18 protein-coding genes are annotated in these 16,405 nt (G+C 70.7%); 11 read left to right on the plus strand and 7 right to left on the minus strand.

Translation table 11 applies throughout. The features are described 5' to 3' along the window. Positions 1-90 precede the first annotated feature (90 nt). The 5 genes from EOINJALH_RS18040 to EOINJALH_RS18060 are packed head-to-tail and all read right to left on the minus strand — an operon-like array spanning position 91 to position 4,015. A complete protein-coding gene (locus EOINJALH_RS18040; protein ID WP_088282582.1) occupies positions 91-1,395 on the minus strand; it encodes a (Fe-S)-binding protein in 1,305 nt (434 codons plus the stop codon). Then, positions 1,392-2,051 carry a nitrate reductase gene (locus tag EOINJALH_RS18045; protein ID WP_088282584.1) on the minus strand — a complete coding sequence of 220 codons (660 nt, stop codon included), beginning with the start codon at positions 2,049-2,051 and terminating at the stop codon, positions 1,392-1,394. Before EOINJALH_RS18045 ends, EOINJALH_RS18040 begins: the two co-directional genes overlap by 4 nt. Before the next feature lie 5 nt (positions 2,052-2,056). After that, positions 2,057-3,115 (minus strand): hydrogenase small subunit, encoded by a 1,059-nt coding sequence (locus EOINJALH_RS18050; RefSeq protein WP_088282586.1) that lies wholly within the window; start codon positions 3,113-3,115, stop codon positions 2,057-2,059. Then, the gene (locus EOINJALH_RS18055; protein WP_144290076.1) at positions 3,108-3,530 is read right to left on the minus strand and encodes a hydrogenase expression/formation C-terminal domain-containing protein; all 423 of its coding nucleotides are present in this window, start codon (positions 3,528-3,530) and stop codon (positions 3,108-3,110) included. Before EOINJALH_RS18055 ends, EOINJALH_RS18050 begins: the two co-directional genes overlap by 8 nt. Positions 3,531-3,535: 5 nt before the next feature. Then, positions 3,536-4,015, minus strand: a complete 480-nt coding sequence (locus tag EOINJALH_RS18060; RefSeq protein WP_199873414.1) for a hydrogenase maturation protease — start codon at positions 4,013-4,015, stop codon at positions 3,536-3,538. A gap of 164 nt (positions 4,016-4,179) precedes the next feature. On the opposite strand from EOINJALH_RS18060, the gene EOINJALH_RS18065 reads away from it, so the two are divergent. After that, positions 4,180-4,431: a HypC/HybG/HupF family hydrogenase formation chaperone gene (locus EOINJALH_RS18065; protein WP_088282592.1), complete on the plus strand. Its 252-nt coding sequence runs from the start codon at positions 4,180-4,182 to the stop codon at positions 4,429-4,431. Between the two features lie 71 nt (positions 4,432-4,502). Here the strand turns inward: EOINJALH_RS18065 and EOINJALH_RS18070 are convergent, their stop codons facing one another. Both EOINJALH_RS18070 and hpaR read right to left on the minus strand, forming a co-directional pair. Further along, on the minus strand, positions 4,503-4,847 hold the full coding sequence (locus EOINJALH_RS18070; protein WP_088282594.1) for a hypothetical protein: 345 nt from the start codon (positions 4,845-4,847) through the stop codon (positions 4,503-4,505). Between the two features lie 150 nt (positions 4,848-4,997). Then, the gene (gene hpaR / locus EOINJALH_RS18075; RefSeq protein WP_088282596.1) at positions 4,998-5,459 is read right to left on the minus strand and encodes a homoprotocatechuate degradation operon regulator HpaR; all 462 of its coding nucleotides are present in this window, start codon (positions 5,457-5,459) and stop codon (positions 4,998-5,000) included. A gap of 147 nt (positions 5,460-5,606) precedes the next feature. Here hpaR and EOINJALH_RS18080 point away from each other — a divergent pair, with 147 nt between their 5' ends. The 10 genes from EOINJALH_RS18080 to EOINJALH_RS18125 all read left to right on the plus strand — a co-directional run bounded on the left by EOINJALH_RS18080 (position 5,607) and on the right by EOINJALH_RS18125 (position 16,397). After that, positions 5,607-6,287 (plus strand): fumarylacetoacetate hydrolase family protein, encoded by a 681-nt coding sequence (locus tag EOINJALH_RS18080; RefSeq protein ID WP_088282598.1) that lies wholly within the window; start codon positions 5,607-5,609, stop codon positions 6,285-6,287. Beyond that, a complete protein-coding gene (locus EOINJALH_RS18085) occupies positions 6,284-7,069 on the plus strand; it encodes a fumarylacetoacetate hydrolase family protein (protein ID WP_088282600.1) in 786 nt (261 codons plus the stop codon). The genes EOINJALH_RS18080 and EOINJALH_RS18085 overlap by 4 nt, the downstream gene beginning before the upstream one ends. Then, positions 7,066-8,526: a 5-carboxymethyl-2-hydroxymuconate semialdehyde dehydrogenase gene (gene hpaE, locus EOINJALH_RS18090; protein WP_088282602.1), complete on the plus strand. Its 1,461-nt coding sequence runs from the start codon at positions 7,066-7,068 to the stop codon at positions 8,524-8,526. Before EOINJALH_RS18085 ends, hpaE begins: the two co-directional genes overlap by 4 nt. Position 8,527: 1 nt before the next feature. Beyond that, on the plus strand, positions 8,528-9,454 hold the full coding sequence (hpaD, locus tag EOINJALH_RS18095) for a 3,4-dihydroxyphenylacetate 2,3-dioxygenase (RefSeq protein WP_088282604.1): 927 nt from the start codon (positions 8,528-8,530) through the stop codon (positions 9,452-9,454). Positions 9,455-9,474: 20 nt separating this feature from the next. Then, the gene (locus EOINJALH_RS18100; RefSeq protein ID WP_088282606.1) at positions 9,475-9,906 is read left to right on the plus strand and encodes a 5-carboxymethyl-2-hydroxymuconate Delta-isomerase; all 432 of its coding nucleotides are present in this window, start codon (positions 9,475-9,477) and stop codon (positions 9,904-9,906) included. A gap of 70 nt (positions 9,907-9,976) precedes the next feature. Then, positions 9,977-10,789: a 2-oxo-hept-4-ene-1,7-dioate hydratase gene (gene hpaH, locus EOINJALH_RS18105; protein ID WP_088282608.1), complete on the plus strand. Its 813-nt coding sequence runs from the start codon at positions 9,977-9,979 to the stop codon at positions 10,787-10,789. Positions 10,790-10,806: 17 nt separating this feature from the next. Next, on the plus strand, positions 10,807-11,598 hold the full coding sequence (locus tag EOINJALH_RS18110) for a class II aldolase/adducin family protein (protein ID WP_088282610.1): 792 nt from the start codon (positions 10,807-10,809) through the stop codon (positions 11,596-11,598). A 30-nt stretch (positions 11,599-11,628) separates the two neighbouring features. Beyond that, the gene (locus EOINJALH_RS18115) at positions 11,629-12,606 is read left to right on the plus strand and encodes a 2-dehydropantoate 2-reductase (protein WP_088282612.1); all 978 of its coding nucleotides are present in this window, start codon (positions 11,629-11,631) and stop codon (positions 12,604-12,606) included. Positions 12,607-12,780: 174 nt separating this feature from the next. Next, complete coding sequence (locus tag EOINJALH_RS18120; protein WP_088282614.1) at positions 12,781-14,463, plus strand: ABC transporter ATP-binding protein/permease; 1,683 nt, start codon at positions 12,781-12,783, stop codon at positions 14,461-14,463. 347 nt (positions 14,464-14,810) lie between these two features. After that, on the plus strand, positions 14,811-16,397 hold the full coding sequence (locus EOINJALH_RS18125; protein ID WP_088282616.1) for a M35 family metallo-endopeptidase: 1,587 nt from the start codon (positions 14,811-14,813) through the stop codon (positions 16,395-16,397). Positions 16,398-16,405: the final 8 nt, after the last annotated feature.

Here is a 16,405-nt window from a genome sequence, read left to right on the forward strand (position 1 = left end):
GCTCATGGGTCTTCTCACCCCCTCGGGCGCTCGAGGGCCACTGACACGGGGCGGCCGGCGGCCGGCTTTTGCCGCCGCCTGGGCGCGTTCTCAGTCGGCAAGGTTGTCGGCCACGAGCTCGAGCAGGCTTTCGGTCTTGCGGTCCCAGTGGGCGTGCTTGGCGCCCATCTCCATCGTGATGCGGCACTGGCCGCAGCTGGTGACGAAGCGCTTGGCACCGGTGGCCTCGACCTGGTTCTTCTTGATCTCGAACACCTTGTGTCGCAACGGCGCGGCACGCACGTTGGACACCACGCCGCCACCGCCGCCGCAGCAGTAGCCGGCGATGCCGTGGTCCTGCAACTCGATCAGCTCGAAGCCGAGCGCGGCCAGCACGCGCCGCGCCGCCGCCTCCAGCCCGCCGCGGCGCACGATCTGGCAGGGGTCGTGGAAGGTGGCCGTCTGGCCGATCGGCTTGAGCCTGATCTTCTGACCGGTGATCAGCTCATCGAGGAACTCGGTCATGTGGATGATGCGCACCGGCAGCGCATGGCCGTACCACTTGGCAGCCTCCCAGCGGGCGGCGCCATAGGCGTGGCCGCATTCGGGCAGCAGAATGGTGTGCGCGCCGATCTTCATCGCGGTGTCGATGAGCGCGCGGGTCAGCCGCTCCTGCAGTTCGAGGTCGCCATTGTTGAAGCCGATGTTGGAGGCATCGAAGCCGCCCTGGTGCATCGTCCACTTCACGCCGATGCGGTTGAGGATCTTGGCCGCATCGGCCAGCGCCTTGGTGTGGTCGCCCAGTTCGGCCGGCGCGGCGGTGACGAGGATGTCGGCCTGCTCCAGATCGCAGGGGATGGACACGCCATGCTCTTCGGACACCTCGGCCAGGATGTCGGGCAGGTCTTCGGCCGGCGTGGCAGGACTGCCCCATTGCCGCGCGGTGCGGTCCATCAGCGCCAGCCGCTCGGGGATCAGGCCGGCCTTGAACATGCCGTGGCGCGCTTCCTTCACCAGCTCGGCGATGTCGATGCCCATCGGGCACACCATGGTGCAGCGGCCGCACATGCTGCAGGAGTCGTAGATCAGTTCCTGCCACTGCTGCAGTTCGGCAATGCTCGGCTTCTTCACCAGCCCGAGCGCGCGGATCACCGGGGCGAACGGCGAGGCCTCGCGGAAATAGGCGCGGCGGAACAACTCCAGCTTGTAGATCGGCGTGTGCTTGGCCTCGCCCGAGGCGGCGTGGAAATGGCAGGCCTCGGCACACATGCCGCAGCGCACGCAGCTTTCCATGTGCACGGCGGCGGTGACGCCGAACTCGCGCACGAAACTGCGCATGGCTGCGTCGACACGGGCCTCTTCGGTCTGCTCGCCCTGCTTGTCGAAGGCGGCCGGGGCTTTGGCAACGGTGTTCATGTGTTCACTCCCCGGTGGCTGAAGCGCATGCCGGTGGCACCGCGCGAAAAGACGAACAGGAAGGCATGCATCAGCTTGCCGAACGGAAACCAGATCAGGAAGACAGCGATGCTCAGGATGTGCAGCGCCAGCAGCGTCTCGTAGCGCGCGCCGATGTGGGCAGTGGCCAGCAGGCCGGTGAGCACGGGCAGCGCGGTCACCAGCCAGCTGAGGTAGTCGCCGGTGTGCGACAGCAGGCGCATCACCGGGTGCGTCAGGCGCCGCGTCAGGATGGCCAGCAGCGAGGCCAGCGTGACGACGCCAACGGCCAGCACGAGGTTGCTCGGCAGCGCCGGCCAGGACAGCCCGGTCAGGCTGCGGATGAACAGGATGTGCGGCGCCAGCCCGAAGACGACGATCGCCAGCCCGATGTGGAAGACGAAACTGTTGATGGTGATGAACATCGTGGCCTGCACGAACTCCTTGCGCGGCCACATGCGGCGCACGATGGTGCGCAGCGCGCCGAGCAGCAGCGGCGGCGCGCCTTCGCGGGCGGGGGAGAGGTCGCGCATGCGTGGCAGCAGCAGCACGCCGGCCAGGCGCCACAGGGTGCCCAGCACGAAGACGGCGACGGCGAAGGTGAGCGCCGGGCCGCGGGCGAAATCGAGCAGTTCCATCGCCGTCACTCCTTGGTGTCCGTGGAAGCGCGCCGCTGGCGCGCCAGGGCGGCCGAGGCAGCGCCGAGCGCCACGCCCGCCACCGCCGTGATGCCGATGACCTTGCGCAAATCGGTGGTGCCGACCGACAGCGGCTTGTACAGGCCGCCGCGGTCCCAGAAGCGCGGCTCCGAACAGCCGATGCAGCCATGCCCCGACTGGATCGGGAACGACACACCGCCGTTCCACTTCTGCGAGGCGCAGGCGTTGTAGGTCACCGGCCCCTTGCAGCCCAGTTCGTAAAGGCACCAGCCCTGCCGCGCACCTTCGTCGTCGAATGTCTTGGCGAACAGGCCGCGCTCGTAGAACGGGCGCCGATAGCAGCGGTCGTGGATGCTCTCGCCGAAGAAGGCGCGCGGGCGGCCCAGGTGGTCCAGCTCGGGCAGGCGGCCGAACGAGAGGATGTGCACCAGGGTGCCGGCCATCGCCTGCGGCATCGGCGGGCAGCCGGGGATGTTGATCACCGGCTTGCCGGAGACCAGCTTCGAGACGGCCACCGCGCCGGTCGGGTTGGGGTTGGCCTCGGGCAGGCCACCGTAGGCCGCGCAGGTGCCCACCGCGACCACCGCGGCCGCATGTTCCACCGTCTCGGCCAGCATGGCCATGTTGCTCTGGCCGGCAATGACCGAATACACCCCGCCGTCGGCAGTGGGCACCGAGCCGTCGACGACGACGATGTACTTGCCCTTGTTGTCGCGCATCGACTGCCGGCGCGCTTCCTCGGCCGCCTCACCGGAGGCCGATTGCAGCGTGTGGTGGTAGTCGAGCGAGATGAAGTCGAAGATCAGGTCCTCGAGGCTGGGGCTGAACGAGCGCGTCAAGGATTCGGTGCAGCCCGTGCACTCCTGGAACGACAGCCAGATCACGGCCTGCCGGCGCGCCTTGGCCAGGCCATCGGCCATCGCTGCGGCGGCCGACGGCGGCAGCGCCATCAGCGAGCTCATGTAGCTGGCGTACTTGAGGAACGCACGGCGCGAGACGCCCCGTTCGCGCAGCATGTCGCCGAGCAGCAGTGGTTCAGTCATCAAGGGTCTCCTCGGTAATCGGCGTCTCGAGCTCCGCGGCGAGGCGGTGCGACGCGGTGGCGATGTCGTCCGGGTGCGCGAGCAGCAGCGCGGGCACGCGCGCAACGACGATCTGTTCGAGCACGCTGCGGTCGTCGGCGTCGGCGTCGGCGTGTCGCACCCACCAGACGCCGGCGTAGGCGGTCTCGGTGACGCGCGTCGGGCCCGCCAGGTTGAAGACGGCCTCCACCTCGCCGCGTCCCAGCCGCTGGCGCAGCCCCTCGCGGTCGGGCTCGCTCAAGGGCAGGCTGTGCAGGTCGACGGTCTCGTCGAGCATCGGGTCGTGCGCCAGTGCGTCGAGCAGGCGCGCCACCTCGCGCAGCACCGCCCGTGCGACATCGCTGCCGGTCGAAACGATGGGCGCAGCAGCGGCCATGCCCGTCAGGCCTTCCAACGCTGAATCAGCGCGTGCACCGACTCGCACAGCTGCGGGATCGCCGCCGCCACCGCCGGTGTGGGCTCGAGCCCGAGGGCGGTGCTGGCCGGCTCCACGGCCACCAGGGCGCGGCGGGCCGGCAGGTGGCCATTGAGCGCGGCCGTGGCCATCAGATCGAACAGGGCCACCTCATGGGCGCTGCGTTTGCGCCCGCTGAGCTGGGCATCCATCTCCAGGCCCTCGAACACCCGCACCGTGCCGGGCTCGGCGCCGAACAGTGCCGCATCGACAGCGATGAAGGAAGCGGCGTCCTCGATCTCGGGCAGCAGGCTCAGGCCGATCGTGCCACCGTCGCGGAACACGGCCCCGCACCCCCGCGGCGACGCGGCCAGCGCGTCCACCGCCAGCGGGCCGGCGGCGTCGTCGCTGAGCAGGCGATTGCCCAGGCCGAGCACCAGCACCGTGTTGTCGTCTCGCAGATCCATGCCGCATCCCATCGGACAGAATACGCGTGACGGTATGCCGCACGACCTCGCGCGGATTTGACCCAGGTCATTGGCGCGGCCGGCGCCCCACCTATTCTTTGTGACCGCTCGGCGCCGCCCTTTGGCGGGCGACCTGCCGGTCATGACCCTGGAGTGACACCCCGATGTGCCTTGGCATCCCGATGTGCGTGCTGGAGATCGACGGGCTCAATGCGCGTTGCGAGGCCAAGGGCATCGAACGCACGGTGAGCCTGTTCCTGCTTCAGCACGAGACCATCGAGCGCGGCGACATGCTGATGGTCCACATCGGCAACGCGCTGCAGAAGCTCACGCCCGACGAGGCCCGCTCCACCTGGGCGCTGTACGACGAGATGCTGGCGGCCGACGCGAAGGCCCGCGAAGCGCACGACGCCTGAGATGGCCCGCGCACTGACGGCGCATGCCGTCGGCCTGCGCGCGCCCATGACTCAGCGACACGGCGGCGCTCTCATTGCGCCACCCGGCCCAGGTGCTCCCAGCGCACACCGCCTTCGCCGCACGAGAACCACACCTGCCGCACGCGACCGATCACGTCCTGCAATGGCATGGTGCCGAAGTGGCGCGAGTTTTGGCAAGGCTCGCAGCACGTGCTGGCGATGCAGCCGGCCTTGCCCGAGACCGTGCTGGGCCGCACGTCGGGCCGGTGCGACTCGCCGCGGCCCGTTCGGGCGGGCGGAGACTGCGTCGCGACCTGGCCGACCGTCGCATCCCCGTCGTCGAGGACGAGCCGGTGAACTGCGAGATCACCCAGGCCCTGCTCGACGACGCCGGACTGGCGGTCGAGTGCGCCCACGACGGTGCTTCGTCGAAGACCGCCGCCGCTGCCTCGAGGCCGGCATGCACGGCTTCATCACCAAGCCGGTGGAGCCCGACCGGCTCCGCGAGGCGCTGCTGCAGTGGCCGTCTCGGGACCGCGTGCCCGTGTGACGCCCCGCCGGCGGCGTCACTCGTCGTCGGCCGGCTGCTCGCCCAGGCGTGCAATCAGGTCGTCGAGCGTGCGGTAGACGCCCTCGATGACGTCGGCCCCCAGCTGGGCCTCGATGCGCTGGTAGGTGGCCTCGATCTGCGGTGCCATCTGCCGCGCCAGGGTGCGGCTGCGGGCGGTGACCGACACCATCACCCGGCGCTGGTCGTGCGGCAGGCGTTCGCGGTGCACCAGGCCCAGGTCGTCCATGCGGGCCAGCACGCCGGCCAGGCTGGGGCTGGAGATGTGGCAGTGGCCGACGATCTCGCGCGGCTCCAGCGGCCCCGATTCGAGCAGCGCGCGGATGATGCGCCACTGCTGCTCGGTCACGCCATGGGCGTTGAGGATGGGGCGAAAGTGCGCAAAGACGCTCTCGCGCGCATGCAGCAGCAGCAGCGGCAGGTTGCGGCGGGTCAAGGGAGGCGGGGCCGGTCGGGTCATGGCAGGGCGGTGGCTTGACGTCCACGCATTTTAGCGGCTACATTGCTCACTTGTTAGTGATATCGCGTCGCCGACGCAGCCCGAACCAGCCCGGTTCGCGGCGCGCGGCGCCGATTCGGCCCCTCCAAAGTCGCTTCTGCTCCCGCCATGGCCCTGCCCGAGATCGAATTCGCCTTTGCGCCATACCGCCTGTCGGGGGTGGTGGTGGGTTGCCTGCTGAACCACGCGCCGGCCCTGGCCGCGCTGGGCGACGCGGCGCACGCGCCGCCCTACAAGGCGCCGCCGCGCGCACCGGTGCTGTACGTGCACCCGCGCAATGCGCTGGCCGGCGATGGCGCCACGGTGGCGGTGCCGGCCGACGTGGCCGAACTCGAGCTGGGCGCCGCGCTGGGCCTGGTCATCGGCCGCACCGCCTGCCGCGTGCGCGAGGCCGATGCGCTGTCGCACATCGCCGGTGGCGTGATCGTGGCCGAACTCTGCGTGCCGCACGCCAGCTTCTACCGCCCGTCGGTGCGGCTGAAGGCGCGCGACGGCTTCTGCCCGATCGGGCCGCGCGTCGAGCGATTGGCCGACCCCGATGCGCTGGGCGTGCGCGTCTTCGTCGACGGCGCGCAGGTGCACCGCACCACCACTGGCGAGCGCGTGCGCGGCGCCGCGCGGCTGCTGGCCGACGTCAGCGAGTTCATGACGCTGTCGCCCGGCGACGTGCTGGTGCTGGGCCTGTCGGCCGGCGCGCCCAGGATGAGGGCGGGGCAGCACGCCCGGGTCGAGATCGACGGGCTCGGTGCGCTGTCGCTGGCCCTGGCAGCCGAGGAGGCCACCGCATGAAGACCGCTCGGGTCGCCTACGCCGGCGCCGTCCACGAGGCCCGGCCCCACGACCGCGGCCTGCAGTTGGCCGACGGCCGCGTGCTGGCCGAGCACGAGGTGGTGTGGCTGCCGCCCTTCGAGGTCGGCACGGTCATCGCGCTGGGCCTGAACTACGCCGACCATGTGAAGGAACTGGCGCGCGAGCTCACGGTGTCCACGCAGGACGAGCCGCTGGTGTTCCTGAAGAGCCGCGGCGCGCTGGTTGGCCACCGCGGCCACACGCGCCGGCCGGCCGGCGTGCAGTTCATGCACTACGAATGCGAGCTGGCGGTGGTCATCGGCGCCACCGCGCGGCACGTGAATGCCGCCGACGCGATGGCCCACGTGGCGGGCTACACCGTGTGCAACGACTACGCCATCCGCGACCACCTCGAGAACTGGTACCGGCCCAACCTGCGCGTGAAGAACCGCGATGGCGGCACCGTGCTCGGCCCCTGGTTCGTCGACGCTGCCGACGTGCCCGATCCGCACGACCTGGCGCTGCGCACGCTCGTCAACGGCCGCGTCACGCAGCAGGGGCACACCGGGCACATGGTCAACCGCATCCCGGCGCTGATCGAGTACCTCAGCGCCTTCATGACGCTGCGCGCCGGCGACGTCATCCTCACCGGCACGCCCGAGGGCGTGGTCAACGTCGAGGTCGGCGACGAGGTCGTCACCGAGATCGACGGCATCGGCCGGCTCGTCAACACCCTCGTCGGCGACGAGGCCTACGGCATCGTCCAGGAAGCACACCCATGACCCGCATCCACCACCTGATCGACGGCAAGGCCGTCGCAGGCCGAGAGGTCTTCGAGACCGTGAACCCGGCCACGCAGGACGTGCTGGCCGAGGTGGCCGCGGGCGGCGCCGAGGAGGTTCACGCCGCCGTGGCCGCCGCCAAGGCCGCGTTCCCGGCCTGGGCCGGCCGGCCGGCCACCGAGCGCGCCCGCCTGATGCGCCAACTGGGCGACCTGATCGCCGCCCACGTGCCCGAGATCGCCCGCACCGAGACGCAGGACACCGGGCAGTCGATCGCGCAGACCGGCAAGCAGCTGGTGCCGCGCGCGGCCGACAACTTCCACTACTTCGCCGAGATGTGCACGCGGGTGGACGGCCACACCTACCCCACGCCCACGCACCTGAACTACACGCTGTTCCACCCGGTGGGCGTGTGCGCGCTGATCAGCCCCTGGAACGTGCCGTTCATGACGGCCACCTGGAAGGTGGCGCCCTGCCTGGCCTTTGGCAACACCGCGGTGCTGAAGATGAGCGAGCTGTCGCCGCTGTCGGCGGCGCGGCTGGGCGAACTGGCGCTGGAGGCCGGCATCCCGGCCGGCGTGCTGAACCTGGTGCACGGCACCGGCCGCGCCGCGGGCGAGCCGCTGTGCGCGCACCCCGACGTGCGCGCCATCAGCTTCACCGGCTCCACCGCCACCGGCGGGCGCATCGTGCAGTCGGCCGGGCTGAAGAAGTTCAGCATGGAACTCGGCGGCAAGAGCCCCTTCGTCGTCTTCGACGATGCCGACTTCGAGCGCGCGCTCGACGCGGCGGTCTTCATGATCTTCAGCAACAACGGCGAGCGCTGCACTGCCGGCTCGCGCATCCTGGTGCAGCGGTCGATCTACGCCCGCTTCGCCGACCGCTTCGCCGAGCGGGCACGCCGCATCAAAGTGGGCGATCCGATGGACGAGACCACCACCATCGGCCCGATGATCAGCCCGGCGCACCTGGCCAAGGTGCGCAGCTACATCGAGCGCGGCCCGAAGGAGGGCGCCACGCTGCTGTGCGGCGGCCTCGACGCGCCCGACCTGCCGGCCGCGCTGGCCCGAGGCAACTTCGTCAAGCCCACGGTGTTTGCCGATGTCGACAACCGCATGGCCATCGCGCAGGACGAGATCTTCGGGCCGGTGGCCTGCCTGATCCCGTTCACCGACGAGGCCGATGCGGTGCGCATCGCCAACGACACGGTGTACGGCCTGTCCAGCTATGTGTGGACCGAGAACCTCGGCCGCGCCCACCGCGTGGCCGCGGCCATCGAGGCCGGCATGTGCTTCGTCAACAGCCAGAACGTGCGCGACCTGCGCCAGCCCTTCGGCGGCACCAAGGCCAGCGGCACCGGGCGAGAGGGCGGCACCTGGAGCTACGAGGTGTTCCTCGAACCGAAGAACGTGGCCGTCTCGCTCGGCTCGCACCACATTCCTCACTGGGGAGCATGACATGGGCCGCCTCGCACTCGCTGCCAAGATCACCCACGTGCCGTCGATGTACCTCAGCGAGCTCGACGGCCCGCGCCAGGGCACGCGGCAGGACGCCATCGACGGCCACCGCGAGATCGCGCGGCGCTGCCGCGAGGCCGGCGTCGACACGCTGGTGGTGTTCGACACGCACTGGCTGGTCAACGCCAACTACCACGTCAACTGCGCGCCCCACTTCAAGGGCCTGTACACCAGCAACGAGCTGCCGCACTTCATCGCCAACATGCCGTTCGAGTGCCCGGGCAATCCGGTGCTGGGAAATCTGCTGGCCAAGGCCTGCACCGAGGCCGGTGTCGAGACGCTCGCCCACGACGCCACCACGCTGGACCCCGAGTACGGCACCCTGGTGCCGATGCGTTACATGAACGCCGACCAGCACTTCAAGGTGATCTCGGTGTCGGCACTGTGCACCGTGCACTACCTGGCCGACAGCGCGCGGCTGGGCTGGGCCATGCGCCGCGCGGTGGAGCAGCACTACGACGGCACGGTGGCCTTCCTGGCCAGCGGGTCCTTGAGCCACCGCTTCGCGCAGAACGGCCTGGCGCCGGAGTTCGCGTTCAAGATCTGGAGCCCCTTCCTCGAACACCTCGACCGCGAGGTGCTGCGCATGTGGGGTGCGGCCGAGTGGCCGGCCTTCTGCGAGATGCTGCCCGAGTACGCCAGCAAGGGCCACGGCGAGGGCTTCATGCACGACACCGCGATGCTGCTGGGCGCACTGGGCTGGAGCGGCTACGACGCGCCGGCGGAGGTGATCACGCCGTACTTCGGCGCGTCGGGCACGGGCCAGATCAATGCCGTGTTCCCGGTGACGCCGCAAGATGGCCGCGCCATCCCGAAGGCCGTGGCCTCCAGTGCCGAGGGCTACACCTCGGTGGCCACGCGGCTGTGACGCCGCATCGCTGACACACCATGCCCCACCTCGTCATCCTCTACACCCCGCAGCTCGACGCCGAGACCGACATGACGGCGCTGTGCCGCGCCCTGGCCGACACGATGATCGTGGCGCGCGACGATGCCGGAGAGCCAGTGTTCCCGATCGGCGGCGTGCGCGTGCTGGCCTACCCGGCGGCGCACTTTGCCGTGGCCGATGGCGGCGCCGCCAGCCGCGCCGCGGGCGGCAGCGGCGACTGTGCCTTCGTCTGGTTTCACCTGCGCATGGGCCGCGGCCGCAGCGCCGCGGTGCACCAGCGCGCCGGGCAGGCGCTGGTGTCGGCGGCGCGCGCGCACCTGGCCCCGGTGCTGGCCTCGCGGCACGTCGGCCTCACGCTGCAGATCGACGAGGGCCACGAGGTCTTCGGCGCCAAGTTCGGCAACCTGCACTCGCTGTTCGACAAATCATGAGCCCCGCCCGGCCGCCCGAAGGGGCGAATCCCTCTCGGAGGGACGGGGCCGAAGGCCCAAGGGAGCACCCATGACCACCACGCTGCCCCAGGCCACGATCGACGCGCTCGCCCGCGATCTGTACCAGGCCCGCAAGACGCGCACCGCGCTGCGCCAGTTCTCGCGCCAGCACCCGGGCATGACCATCGACGACGGCTACGCCATCCAGCAGGCCTGGGTGAAGCTCGAGCTGGCCGACGGCCGCGCGATCAAGGGCCGCAAGATCGGCCTCACCTCGCGGGCGATGCAGCAGGCCAGCCAGATCACCGAGCCCGACCACGCGCCGCTGATGGACGACATGTTCTTCGAGTCGGGCACCGACATCCCCGTCTCGCGCTTCATCGCGCCGCGGGTGGAGGTGGAACTGGCCTTCATCCTGGGCCGGCCCCTCGAAGGCCCGGGCGTCACGCTGTTCGACGTGCTGTCGGCCACCGACTACGTGACACCCGCGATCGAGATCATCGACGCGCGCATCGAGCAGTTCGACCGCGACACCAAGGCCATGCGCAAGGTGTTCGACACCATCAGCGACTTCGCCGCCAACGCCGGCATCGTGCTTGGCGGCCGCCCGGTGCGGCCGCTGGACGTGGACCTGCGCTGGGTGGGCGCGATGCTGTTCAAGAACGGTGTCATCGAGGAAACCGGCCTGGCCGCCGCCGTGCTGGGCCACCCCGCCCACGGCGTGGCCTGGCTGGCCAACAAGATCGCGCCGCATGGCGAGCGGCTGAACGCCGGCGACGTGGTGCTGGCCGGCTCGTTCACCCGCCCCGCCACGGCGGTGTCCGGCGACGGCTTCCATGCCGACTACGGCCCGCTGGGCGCCATCTCGTTCCGTTTCGTGTGACGACAGGAGTGCACGCCATGAGTTCGCCGTTCGCCCGACCCGCCCGCTTCGAGCCTGCCGAATGGGAGGCCCGCGTGCAGCTGGCCGCGGCCTATCGCATCTTCGACCTGCTGGGCTGGACGGAGATGATCTACAACCACCTGTCGCTGCGCGTCCCCGGCCAGGAGGCGCACTACCTGATCAACCCCTTCGGCCTGCACTACCGCGAGGTCACCGCGTCCAACCTGGTCAAGGTGGATGCGCGGGGCGGCGTCGTCGGCCACAGCGACTGGCCGATCAACCCGGCCGGCTTCACCTTCCACGGTGCCATCCACGCCACGCTGCCCGATGCGCACTGCGTGATGCACGTGCACACCACGCCGACGATGGCGGTGTGCTGTCTCGAAGAGGGCCTGTCCTTCTCCAACTTCTACGCCGCGCAGCTGTGGGGCCAGGTGGCGTACCACGACTTCGAGGGCATCACTGTGCACCTCGACGAAGGCCAGCGCATCCTGGCCAGCGCCACCGTGCCCGGCGCGCCGGGCCAGGCCGCGCGGGTGGCCCCGGTGCTGCTGTTGCGCAACCATGGCCCGGTGGTCATCGGCCACAGCCTACCCCAGGCCCTCGGCCTGATGTGGCTGGTGCAGCGCGCCTGCGAGGTGCAGCTGGCGTCGATGTCGATGGGCGCCTGCCGGCCGATCCCGGTGCCGGTGATGGAGCGCTGCGTGCGCGATTCGCTCAACTTCAACCCGAACTTCGGCGCGGGGCAGGACGTGTTCGATGCGATGCAGCGCCAGGTCGACGCCATCGACCCTGGGTACCGGCGCTGAGCCACACTCCAGGCTTCATCGGAGGGTGGCATGAAGGTCTGCATCTACGGCGCCGGCGCGATCGGCGGGTTCATCGGCACGCGGCTGGCCGCGCGCGCGGGCTGCGAGGTGTCGGCGGTGGCCCGCGGCGCCACGCTGGCGGCTTTGCGCGCGCACGGCTGGCGGCTGCAGCAGGGTGACGAACTCATTACCGCGCCGTGCCACGCCAGCGACGACCCGGCCGAGCTGGGCGCACAAGACCTGGTGGTCATTGCCGTCAAGGGCCCGGCGCTGCCGGCGGTGGCGGCCGGCATCGCCCCGCTGCTGGCGCCGCACACCCTGGTGCTGCCGGCGATGAACGGCGTGCCCTGGTGGTTCGCTGCCGGCGTGCCGGTGCTGGCCAGCGCGCCGCTCGACAGCATCGACCCCGGCGGCCGCGTGGCCGCGGCCATCCCGCTGGCGCAGGTGCTGGGCTGCGTGGTGCATGCCAGCACCTTCACGCCCGAGCCGGGGCTGGTGGGCCACCGGATGGGGCAGGGGCTGATCGTCGGCGAACCCGCCGGCGGCGTGTCGCCCCGCGCCACGGCCCTGGGCGAGCGGCTGCGGCGCGCCGGCTTCGACACCACCGTGTCGGCCGACATCCGCAAGGACGCCTGGTACAAGCTGTGGGGCAACCTGACGATGAACCCGATCACCGCGATCACCGGCGCCACCGCCGACCGCGTGCTCGACGACCCGCTGGTGCGCGGGTTCTGCTCTGCGGCCATGCGCGAGATGTCGGCCGTCGGCGCGCGCATCGGCTGCGCCATCGACCAGAGCCCCGACGACCGCCACGCCATCACGCGCAAGCTGGGCGCCTTCCGCACCTCGATGGAGCAGGACGTGGCCGCTGGCCGGCCGATCGAGCTCGACGCCATCGTCGCCGCGGTGGTGGAGATCGCCCGCCGCGTCGACGTGCCCACGCCCGCCATCGATGTGCTGCTGGGCCTGACGCGGCTGTTCGGCCGGGTGCACGGCCTGTACCCCTGAGGCGCCGCTGCGGCAGCCGCGTTTTCGGCGCGGCGGCACCGCAGGTCTATCGGTGATACTGAACCGGCCATCGCGCTGTCGGTGCGGTGGGTGTCGCATCGCATGGCGTCGGGCGGGGGTTGACCGACACGCTGCGCTGCGTCGATGTCACCACGTGCCAGGGATCACTCAGCCATGTCGTCCATCACCGCCCGCACCTTCCAACTGGCCGCGCCGTACTGGTTGCGTTCACCCCGGCGCGGCACCGGCTGGGCCCTGGCGCTGGTGCTCGTGCTGCTGGTGGTCGCGGTGACCGGCCTGAACTTCTGGCTGACCGGCTTGCAGCGTGCCTTCTTCGACGCGCTGGAGCAGCGTGACGGCGGCGCGTTCCGCTCGGCCATCCTGATGTTCTTCGTGGGCGTCGCGGTGCTGCTCGCCGCGCTGGTGAGCAAGGCCTGGCTGGAGCAGTGGCTGGAGATGCGCTGGCGCATCAGCCTGACGCAGCTGACGATGCGACGCTGGTTGTCGGGCACCACCTTCTACCGCATCGAACGCGACGGCACCTGCGACAACCCCGACCAGCGGCTGTCGGAGGACATTGCGCAGTACGCGCACCTGATGATCAAGCTCACGCTGGGCTTCCTGGCCAACCTGGGCACGCTCGGCTCGATGGGCTACCTGCTGTGGCAGAGCGCCGGCCCGGCCACCTTCTCGCTGGCCGGCACCAGCGTCACCATCCCCGGCTACCTGTTCTGGGTGGCCATCTTCTGGGGCGTGGTGCAGACCCTCGTCACCCACAAGGCCGGGCATCCGCTGGCGCAGGCCACGGTGGTGCAGCAGTCGGTGGAGGCCAACTTCCGCTTCGCGCTGGCCAAGGTGCGGGATTCGTCGGAGCAGATCGCCCTGTACCGCGGCAACGAGAACGAGCAGGCGCGCCTGGACGGGCTGTTCCTGGCCATCCGCCGAAACTGGGGCGACCTGATGCGCCACAACATCTTCCTGAACATGGCCAGCGGCGGGTTCAGCGCCATCGCCATCGCCGTGCCCATCATGGCGATGGCGCCGCATGTGCTGGCTGGTGAGATGTCGCTGGGAGTGCTGATGCAGGACGTGGCCGCCTTCCAGGCCACCGCGGGGGCCATCGCCTGGTTCGCGCTGTCCTACCGCGACCTGTTCCAGCTGTCGGCCCGCGTGCAGCGGCTGTCGAAGATGAACGAGGCCATCGACGCGCCGCCCCCGCAGGGCATCGAGGTGCAGCACGCGGCGGGGTCCACGCTGCGCGCCAGCGGCCTGCACCTCGGGGTGCCCAACGGGCGCCTGCTGACGGTGGTGGACGAACTGTCCTTCGCCGCCGGCGAGCGCTGGCTGGTGCGGGGCCCCTCGGGCTGCGGCAAGAGCACGCTGCTGCGCGCGATCGCCGGCCTGTGGCCCTTCAGCAGGGGCAGCATCACGCTGCCCGACGACGCGCGCATGATGTTCATCCCGCAGAAGAGCTACCTGCCGGAGGCGCGGCTGATCGAGGTGCTGGCCTACCCGAACGCCCCGGCGTCGCTGGACAGGTCGGCCTATGTCCAGGCGCTCACCGACTGCCGCCTTCCGCACCTGGTGAACCGACTGGACGACACCGCGCGCTGGAGCCACCAGCTCTCGCCCGGCGAACAGCAGCGCCTGGCCTTTGCCCAGGCCCTGCTGTACGCCCCCGACATCCTGTTCATGGACGAGGCCACGAGCGCGCTGGACAACGACACCGAAGCCCACCTGATGGCCCTGGTGGCCGAACGCCTGCCGCGCTGCACCGTGGTGAGCGTGGCGCACCGCACCACGCTCGATGCCTTCCACGATCGGCAATTGCACCTGAACGCAGCGGCACGGGCCTGATCCCCTCCAGCCCTGCGCGGCCGCAAGCCGGGCGCACCCCCGACGCCGCACGCCCGCCGGGCGAACCGGTGTCGCAGACCTCGATTCAGCCCGGCGCACACCGACCCCGCGTCCCTTGATCAGGGGAGGCTGCCGTCGATCCGTCGACGGATGCGCCCCGGCGTCGCGAGAGTGACCATGGCGGCGCACCCGATGCTGTGGCGTCGGCCCCTACCTGCAGGTGACGCAGGACAAGGGCTCACACGACCTGGCGGCTGGGGCGGCCCCGAGGCTGGCCGCGGCGGCGTCGTTCGACGTCGCCGCGCTGGCACTCGGCCCCGTGTCTCCCAGATCCAGGAGGTCGCAAGATGCATTCCCACTTCTCGACGGTGGCCCGGTGTGGCCGCGCAGGGATCGTGCTGGCCGCGTTGGTCGGCCTGTGCGCCCCGGGTGCCGCGCGCGCCGCGCTGAGCATCCCCGCCCACATGCCGGCCACGCCGATGCCCGACATCAAGGGCTGCTCCCAGGCGCAGGAGGTGTTCCTTCGCGCGGCCTGGCGCAGGGCGCACTACTTCACCTGGCGGGCCCACACGGTGCTTGCGCACATCCGGTCTCGGCCGGCTGCCGAGCGGGCGGCGCTGTGGCACCGCGACCATGGCGAGTCTTCACGGTCGCCCGCCGTCAGCCGCTGGTTCGGGCCCTACGACGCGCAGCGGGCCGCCTTCGTCGGCAAGGCACTGGACAAGGCGAACCAGCGCTTCCTGATGCGTGGCGACGTGGTCAAGGGCATTCGCACGCTGCGCTGCGGCAGCCCGCTGGCGCCAGCGCAGGACGAGCACACCGATGTCTGTCCGGACAAGAACCCCGGCAGCGACGGCCCGCCCGCGGCCTATCACGCGCCGGTGGGCACCATCGTGATGTGCCCGGTGTCCTGGGAGAAGGCCCACGACCCCACCAACGACGAGCACCTCGATGCCGGTGCCCGTCGGCTGGTGCACGAACTGTTCCACTGGCTCTCGGTCGACGGTCGCTACATCGTCGATCGGCATGCCGACGGCGTCGGCGGCCAGGCCGACGGGAAGTACTACGGCATCGACGCGGCCACCGAGCTGGCCTCCAACAAGCCCGAGTGGGCGGCGCGCAACAACGACAACTACGCCTACTTCGCCCGGGCGGCTGGCCTGGCCGCGCCGACCTACTCCGGACTGTTCACCGCCAAGGAAGCCGGCGGCACCGGCGCCTTCTTCGCCGGCATGGACTGGGACGGGCTGGTCGGGCAATGGCAGGCGCTTCGAGGGCAGCAGTACCTGGCCGACGTGGAAACCTACGTCGTCGGCGGCCAGCGCCGGTTCATCGGCCTGTGGCGCATCGGGACGGGCCAGGGTGCGCTGCTGTCCACCGGCTGGGCGCCGTTCTCCAAGACCTTCGAGGACCTGGCGCCCCGGCAGGACCTGATCGATGTCGAGACCTTCGACACGCCGCAGGGCCGGCAGTACCTCGGGGTGTGGCGCGACACATCGCCCGACCGCATGGGCCAGGGCGGCCTGCTGGTCGGGCTGTCGTGGTCGGATCTGGTGGACAAGTGGAAGGCCCTGGCGGCCCATGCCCACCTGGTGGACGTGGAGTCGTGGGCCGAGGGGTCGAGCCGCCGGTGGCTCGGCGTGTGGCGACCGGGCGGCGGCCCGAGCGCGCTGTTCCAGGCCGACGACTGGAGCGTGTTCGCCGAACAGGTGGAGCGCCTGAAGGACCAGCAGCAACTGATCGACTACGACCGCCACCAGGACAGCAAGGGCAAGCCCCACTACACCGGCGTGTGGCGCGGGCCGGGCGCGACGGGCCCGCTGCACCGCGGGATGACGCTCGACGAGCTGATCGATCGGCGCCGGCAATTGACCGCCACACACACCCTGATCGACGTCGAGGTCAGCGTGCCTCTGGCGTTCGAACTCCGCTGACCCAGATC

Origin of the sequence: Ideonella sp. A 288 (genome assembly GCF_002198735.1) — a bacterium.
Classification (GTDB): Bacteria; Pseudomonadota; Gammaproteobacteria; order Burkholderiales; family Burkholderiaceae_C; genus Pseudaquabacterium.

Excerpts from the sequence above, each read along its gene's own strand:
- EOINJALH_RS18040 (WP_088282582.1), bottom strand. The coding sequence starts at position 1,395 with ATGAACACCGTTGCCAAAGCCCCGGCCGCCTTCGACAAGCAGGGCGAG.
- EOINJALH_RS18045 (WP_088282584.1), bottom strand. The coding sequence starts at position 2,051 with ATGGAACTGCTCGATTTCGCCCGCGGCCCGGCGCTCACCTTCGCCGTC.
- EOINJALH_RS18050 (WP_088282586.1), bottom strand. The coding sequence starts at position 3,115 with ATGACTGAACCACTGCTGCTCGGCGACATGCTGCGCGAACGGGGCGTC.
- EOINJALH_RS18055 (WP_144290076.1), bottom strand. The coding sequence starts at position 3,530 with ATGGCCGCTGCTGCGCCCATCGTTTCGACCGGCAGCGATGTCGCACGG.
- EOINJALH_RS18060 (WP_199873414.1), bottom strand. The coding sequence starts at position 4,015 with ATGGATCTGCGAGACGACAACACGGTGCTGGTGCTCGGCCTGGGCAAT.
- EOINJALH_RS18065 (WP_088282592.1), top strand. The coding sequence starts at position 4,180 with ATGTGCCTTGGCATCCCGATGTGCGTGCTGGAGATCGACGGGCTCAAT.
- hpaR (WP_088282596.1), bottom strand. The coding sequence starts at position 5,459 with ATGACCCGACCGGCCCCGCCTCCCTTGACCCGCCGCAACCTGCCGCTG.
- EOINJALH_RS18080 (WP_088282598.1), top strand. The coding sequence starts at position 5,607 with ATGGCCCTGCCCGAGATCGAATTCGCCTTTGCGCCATACCGCCTGTCG.
- EOINJALH_RS18085 (WP_088282600.1), top strand. The coding sequence starts at position 6,284 with ATGAAGACCGCTCGGGTCGCCTACGCCGGCGCCGTCCACGAGGCCCGG.
- hpaE (WP_088282602.1), top strand. The coding sequence starts at position 7,066 with ATGACCCGCATCCACCACCTGATCGACGGCAAGGCCGTCGCAGGCCGA.
- hpaD (WP_088282604.1), top strand. The coding sequence starts at position 8,528 with ATGGGCCGCCTCGCACTCGCTGCCAAGATCACCCACGTGCCGTCGATG.
- EOINJALH_RS18100 (WP_088282606.1), top strand. The coding sequence starts at position 9,475 with ATGCCCCACCTCGTCATCCTCTACACCCCGCAGCTCGACGCCGAGACC.
- hpaH (WP_088282608.1), top strand. The coding sequence starts at position 9,977 with ATGACCACCACGCTGCCCCAGGCCACGATCGACGCGCTCGCCCGCGAT.
- EOINJALH_RS18110 (WP_088282610.1), top strand. The coding sequence starts at position 10,807 with ATGAGTTCGCCGTTCGCCCGACCCGCCCGCTTCGAGCCTGCCGAATGG.
- EOINJALH_RS18115 (WP_088282612.1), top strand. The coding sequence starts at position 11,629 with ATGAAGGTCTGCATCTACGGCGCCGGCGCGATCGGCGGGTTCATCGGC.
- EOINJALH_RS18120 (WP_088282614.1), top strand. The coding sequence starts at position 12,781 with ATGTCGTCCATCACCGCCCGCACCTTCCAACTGGCCGCGCCGTACTGG.
- EOINJALH_RS18125 (WP_088282616.1), top strand. The coding sequence starts at position 14,811 with ATGCATTCCCACTTCTCGACGGTGGCCCGGTGTGGCCGCGCAGGGATC.